Source organism: Sphingomonas sp., assembly GCF_048594985.1.
In the GTDB taxonomy this organism is placed as follows: Bacteria; Pseudomonadota; Alphaproteobacteria; order Sphingomonadales; family Sphingomonadaceae; genus Sphingomonas_I.
The window spans coordinates 1-5,810 of sequence record NZ_JBMDXG010000088.1; the positions used below are offsets into that span (position 1 = coordinate 1).

The window sequence follows — 5,810 nt, forward strand, 5'->3', positions numbered from 1 at the left end:
GCGGCGTTCACCCAGAAACGGTTGAAACTGTTCAGGATGCCGCCCAGCAGCGAGGTGAGCGAGATCAGCCCCAGATAGGGGAAGGTGATGAGCGTGAGGTGCCGGGCGAGCGCGAACTTCTCCGGTCCACCATCGGGAAAGCCGCCTGTCATCGCCCAGACGATCGGCCCCGCCAGCACCATCATCAAGGCAGTGAACAGGATCAGGAAGGGGAACAGCACGGCGAGCACGAGGTTGGCGAAGCCGAGCGCGGCCTCGAGTCCGCCATCCTCGCGCCCAACCTCGCGATTGAACATCGGCACGAACACCGACGCGAACGCGCCCTCGGCGAAGAGGGCGCGAAACAAATTGGGCAGGCGCCACGCAATCTGGAACGCGTCGCTGGCGAAGCCCGCGCCGACATAGGCCGCCATCAGCATGTCGCGGACGAAGCCCGCGACACGGCTCACCAGCGTGAGCCCGCCGATGGTGGCGGTATTGCGGACGAGGCTCATCTGACCGCGCCTGCTCCGGCGGCGGTCAGGCCTGCCCGGCGGGCTCGCTTCCGGCCAGCTGGTTCGCCTGCTGCGTCTGCGCCATGTACATGCCGGCGAAGTCGACCGGATCGAGCATCAGCGGCGGGAAGTTGCCGTCGCGCGTCACGTCGGCGATGATCCGGCGCGCGAACGGGAACATCAGGCGCGGCGCCTCGGCGTAAAGGAAGGGGTGGAGCTGCTCCATCGGCACGTTGCGCGCCGCGAACAGGCCGCCATAGAGCAGCTCGACCGCGAACACCGTGCTGCCCTCGGCGATGGCGCGCACCTCGATCTTCATCGCGACTTCGTGGACTTCGCCCTCGCCCGAATTCACAGTGATGTTGAACTGAACCTCGATCTGCGGCTGGACCTGGCTCTGATACACCGCCGGGGCGTTCGGATTCTCGAACGAGAGATCCTTCACATATTGCGTGATCATGCCGACCTGCGGCAGCGTGTCTTCGCCGTTCGGCTGAAAGTCGGGCGTGGCGGCGGTATCGGTGTCGGCCATAGGGTCGTTCGGTCCTGCTGTCGTGGGAGCGCCGCCGGTGGTCCGGGCGCAGCCGCCGCCGGTAGCAGCGCGGTCCGCGCAGGGCAATCCGGAACCACGGCCGGCCGTTCGGCGTCTATGTCCGGTCCGCCCGTCGCAATTTGCAGATTGACGGCGCCATCCCTATGTAGGGGCGGTTAATTCGCTGGAGGTCCGGTGGCCACTCTCGTCGTCCTTGCGCTGGTGTTCGTGTTCGTCGCTCTCCGTCTGTGGAGCGTGCTCGGCAGCCGCACGGGGCACGAGCAGACCTTTGCCAAGCCCGTCGAGCGGCCGGCGGCTCCCCGCGCGGTCCCGGTGGTGGCGGGCGAGTCCACGCCGTCCATCGGTGCGGAATCGGCGCCGGCTCCGGCCGCCGCGAACGGCCTGCGCGCCATCGCATCCGCCGATCCATCCTTCGATCCCCAGCGCTTCGTCGAGGGGGCGAAATCGGCCTATGGCATGATCCTCGAAGCTTATTGGCGCGGGGACCGAGAAACGCTCGGCAAGCTGGTCGACGGCGAGGTCGCCGACGCGTTCAACCATGCGATCACCGAGCGCGAGGCGGCGGGCGAAACGCTTGATAACCGCCTGATCGCGATCGAGCAGGCGCAGATCGAGGATGCGCGCATCGACGGCGGCGTCGCATCGATCCGGATCCGCTTCGACGCCGATATTGCGGCGGTGACGCGCGACGGCGAAGGCAATGTCGTTGCCGGATCGACCAGCGACGCCGTGCCGACGCACGATGTCTGGACGTTCAGCCGCCCGGTGAAATCGCCCGATCCCAATTGGATGCTGACCGAGACCGACGAAGCGGCCTGAGCGCCCCAGCGATGCCGGTTCGATTCCTACAGCGCGCGCTGGCGCTTGCCGCGTTGGCGGCGCTTGCCGCTTGCTCCACCGTACCGCGCGGTCGGCCCCAGGCCCCGGCCGGGCCGCCGCCCGCATCCGCGCCGGTCAGCCGCCCTCCAACTCGTCCGGCCGCGCCGCCGCCACCATCGCGCGCGATCGACGCGGGGGTTTTTGCCGGTCCGCCGATCGATTCGCTCGGCCTCACGCCCGATATGGCCCGGGCCGCGCTCGACGCATTCCGCCTGTCGTGCCGCGCGGTGACCCGGCGCACCGATGTGAGCGGGCTCACCCGTCCCGAGGACTGGACACGCGCCTGCACCGCCGCCGCCGCCACGGTGGTCGATGATCCGGTCGCATTCTTCCGCGCCCAGTTCGAAACCGTGCTCATCGACAAGGGCGCTTTCTTCGCCACCGGCTATTACGAGCCCGAGATCGACGGGTCGCGTGTCCGCACCGATGACTATGCCGTCCCGGTCTATCGCCGTCCGCCCGACCTACTCGACGCCGACCCGAAGACGGGCAAGAAGGGCAAGGGCCGCGTCGACGAAACCGGCAACTACGTGCTGTATTACGATCGGGCGGCGATCGACGCAGGCGTGCTCGACGGGAAGGGGCTCGAAATCGCCTGGGCCAAGGATCCGGTGGAGTTCTTCTTCCTCCAGATCCAGGGTTCGGGTCGCCTGCGTCTGCCCGACGGCGGGGTCATGCGGATCGGCTATGACAGCCAGAATGGCCGCGAATATGTCGGCATCGGCCGGCTGATGCGCGACAGGGGGCTGATCGGCGGCACGACCGGCTATGCCACGTCGATGCAGGGCATCATGGCCTATATGAAAGACCATCCGGACGAACTGCGGCCGCTGCTGGAAGCGAACAAGAGCTACGTCTTTTTCCGCGAGCTGACCGGCGCCGGTCCGCTCGGCGCGCTCGGCGTGCCCGTCACGGGCCATGTCAGCGTTGCTGCCGACCCGAAGTTCGTGCCGCTCGGCGCGCCGGTCTGGCTGTCGGCCGACCGGCCCGAAGCGACGGGATTATGGGTGGCGCAGGACACCGGCGGCGCGATCAAGGGCGCCAACCGCTTCGATACCTTCTGGGGCGCGGGGGTGGTCGCGCGGATTACCGCTGGTGGAATGTCCGCGCGGGGGCAGGCGGCCTTGCTTCTCCCGCTCGGCACCCTGTCGCGGCTCAAGGCGGCGGGGCTGACCGGTGGGACGCCGGCTCGACCCTGAGGAGCGCGCGCTGTGGGCGCGCGTGTCCGCGACGGTGACGCCGCTCGCCGGCAAGGTGGCCACGCCACCGCCCCCGCCGTCGACCGTGACCGGGGGCGCTCGCACCCCCGTTTCCGCCCCGGTCAGGGCAGCGCCGCCGTCACCCCGGCCTCCGGCTGGCGTGGCCAAACCCCCGGCGGACACGCTCGACGGGGGATGGGACCGGCGGCTGCGGCGCGGGATGGTCGCGCCCGACCGATCGATCGACCTGCACGGTCACACTTTGCTTACGGCGCATGCTGCGCTCGAATCGGCGCTGGCGCGCGCGGTGGCGGACGATATCCGCATGCTGCTGGTGGTCACGGGCAAGCCGCCGCGCGCGGGGGAGGCGCGGCGCGGGCTGATCCGCGCGAGCATCGGCGAATGGCTGTCGGTGTCGCCCCATCGCGGGCGCATCGCGGCGGTGCGCGTCGCCCATCCGCGCCATGGTGGCGCGGGCGCGCTCTACCTGATCCTCAGGCGGCGGCGGGAGGAAGAGCGCGGCGGATGATCTCCGCATAGATGTCGGTCAGCGCGTAGAGGTCCGCCACCGCCACCGCCTCGTCCAATTTGTGCATCGTCGCGTTGAGCAGGCCGAATTCGACCGTCGGCGCCAGTTTCGACAGGAAGCGCGCGTCCGACGTGCCGCCGGTGGTCGAAAGCTCGGGCGTCAGGCCGGTCACATGCTCGATCGCGCCGGTCACCAGCGCCGACAGCGCGCCGGGTTGGGTCAGGAACGCCTCGCCCGAAATCTTGGCCTCGACGGTCGCGTCGGGCGCTTCCTCCGCGACGATCGCGCGCACGCGCTCGACCAGCAACTCGCCGCGCTGGAGGTCGTTGAAGCGAATGTTGAGCCGCGCATGGCCCGCACCCGGAAACACGGTGGTGGCGTCGTTGCTGGTGGCGAGATCGGTCAATTCCAGGTTCGATGGCTGGAACCAGGCATTGCCCTGGTCCAGGTCGAGCGCGGAAAGGCGCGTCGCGATCCGCGCCAGCGCCGGCACCGGGTTATGCGCCAGATGCGGATAGGCGACGTGGCCCTGCACGCCCGGCACGGTGATCCACATATTCACGGAGCCGCGCCGCCCGATCTTGATCGTATCGCCCAGCCGCGCGGCCGAGGTCGGCTCGCCCACCAGGATCATGTCGGGATCGTGCCCGTGGGCGTGCATCCAGTCGATCAGCGCGACCGTGCCGTAGGTCGCGGGGCCCTCCTCGTCGCCGGTGATGATGAAAGCGAGCGTGCCGCCATGATCCGCCTCGCGCGCCGCCGCGGCCGCAAAGGCGGCGATCGCGCCCTTCATGTCGACCGCGCCGCGCCCGTAGAGCAGGTCGCCGCGCACCTCGGCCACGAATGGATCTCCGCCCCACCCGACGCCCGGCGGCACCACATCGGTATGACCGGCGAAGGCGAGGAAGGGGCGCCCCGTGCCCCGGATCGCGAACAGATTTTCGACCGGGCCGTCGGGCGCGGACCCGGTGCGGAAGCGATGGACCGTAAAGCCGGCTTCCGTCAGCGCCTCCGCGAGCACGGTTTGCGCCCCGTCGTCGGCGGGGGTCACGCTGGCGCAGGCGATCAGGCGCTTGGCGAGGTCGAGGGGATCGGCGGGCATGCCGCCCGGTTATCGCGCGCCCCGCGCCTTGCCTAGAGGCGCGCGCAGGTCCCTCCGGGGCAGGCGGGCGGGCGTCTTACGGACGCCTGCCGTGCCGGTCAGTAAACGCGCGCCTTCGGCTTGATATACTCGACGTCGTCCGTGAGCGTGTAATCGTGCACCGGGCGGTAATCGAGCGTGACCTTGCCCTGGTCGAACCACGAAATGGTGTGCTTCATCCACTCGGCGTCGTTCCGCTCGGGGAAGTCCTCGTGCATGTGTGCGCCGCGGCTTTCCTTGCGGTTGGCGGCCGAATGGATCGTCACCGCCGCCTGCGGCAGCAGGTTGTCGAGCTCCAGCGTCTCGATCAGGTCGGTGTTCCAGATCAGCGAACGGTCGCTGACGCGAACATCCTGCAGGCTCGCCACCGTCTGGTCGACCAGATCGCGCCCTTCTTGCAGCAGCGCGCTGTCGCGGAACACCGCACAATGCTTCTGCATCGTGCGCTGCATCTCCAAGCGGATCTTCGCCGTGGGGGTGCCGCCATCCGCGTTGCGGAAGCGGTCGAGGCGCGCGACCGCCTTGTCGTCGGCCTCCTTCACGACGGTGCCATGTTTGCTGTTCGGCTGGACCAGTTCGGCGATGCGGAAGCCCGTCGCGCGGCCGAACACGACCAGATCGATCAGGCTGTTCGAACCCAGGCGGTTCGCGCCATGGACCGACACGCACGCCGCCTCGCCCACCGCGAACAGGCCGGGCACGACGCTGTCGGGGTTGCCGTCCTTCAGCGTGACGACCTCGCCCCAGTAGTTACAGGGGATGCCGCCCATATTGTAGTGGACGGTCGGGGTAACGGGCAGCGGCTGACGGGTCAGGTCCACGCCGGCGAAGATCTTGCCCGTCTCGGTGATGCCGGGCAGCCGCTCGGCCAGCACCTTCGGATCGATATGATCGAGGTGCAGGAAGATGTGGTCCTTGTGCTCGCCGACGCCGCGCCCCTCGCGCATCTCCATCGCCATCGAGCGCGCCACCACGTCGCGGCTGGCGAGGTCCTTGGCGCTGGGGGCGTAGCGCT

Annotated in this window: 7 protein-coding genes; 3 read left to right on the plus strand and 4 right to left on the minus strand. The window is 69.2% G+C overall.

Annotated features, from left to right (window positions below; genetic code table 11):
• The coding region (gene murJ / locus ACOJSF_RS03240; protein WP_420140796.1) for a murein biosynthesis integral membrane protein MurJ at positions 1-494 on the minus strand (494 nt) is incomplete at its 3' end.
• A 25-nt stretch (positions 495-519) separates the two neighbouring features.
• Complete coding sequence (secB, locus tag ACOJSF_RS03245) at positions 520-1,026, minus strand: protein-export chaperone SecB (protein ID WP_420140797.1); 507 nt, start codon at positions 1,024-1,026, stop codon at positions 520-522.
• Positions 1,027-1,221: 195 nt separating this feature from the next.
• Between secB and ACOJSF_RS03250 the strand changes: the two genes are divergently transcribed.
• From ACOJSF_RS03250 to ACOJSF_RS03260, 3 genes are all read left to right on the plus strand, one after another.
• Positions 1,222-1,866, plus strand: coding sequence for a Tim44/TimA family putative adaptor protein (locus tag ACOJSF_RS03250; protein ID WP_420140798.1), 645 nt, complete (start codon positions 1,222-1,224; stop codon positions 1,864-1,866).
• Positions 1,867-2,108: 242 nt separating this feature from the next.
• Positions 2,109-3,125 (plus strand): murein transglycosylase A, encoded by a 1,017-nt coding sequence (locus tag ACOJSF_RS03255; RefSeq protein ID WP_420140799.1) that lies wholly within the window; start codon positions 2,109-2,111, stop codon positions 3,123-3,125.
• Positions 3,126-3,285: 160 nt separating this feature from the next.
• Entirely contained in the window at positions 3,286-3,654 is a 369-nt protein-coding gene (locus ACOJSF_RS03260) for a Smr/MutS family protein (protein WP_420140800.1), read from the plus strand.
• Here the strand turns inward: ACOJSF_RS03260 and dapE are convergent.
• Complete coding sequence (gene dapE / locus ACOJSF_RS03265; protein ID WP_420140801.1) at positions 3,620-4,756, minus strand: succinyl-diaminopimelate desuccinylase; 1,137 nt, start codon at positions 4,754-4,756, stop codon at positions 3,620-3,622. The two genes, ACOJSF_RS03260 and dapE, sit on opposite strands and share 35 nt — an antisense overlap.
• A gap of 98 nt (positions 4,757-4,854) precedes the next feature.
• The coding region (locus ACOJSF_RS03270) for an FAD-binding protein (RefSeq protein WP_420140802.1) at positions 4,855-5,810 on the minus strand (956 nt) is incomplete at its 5' end.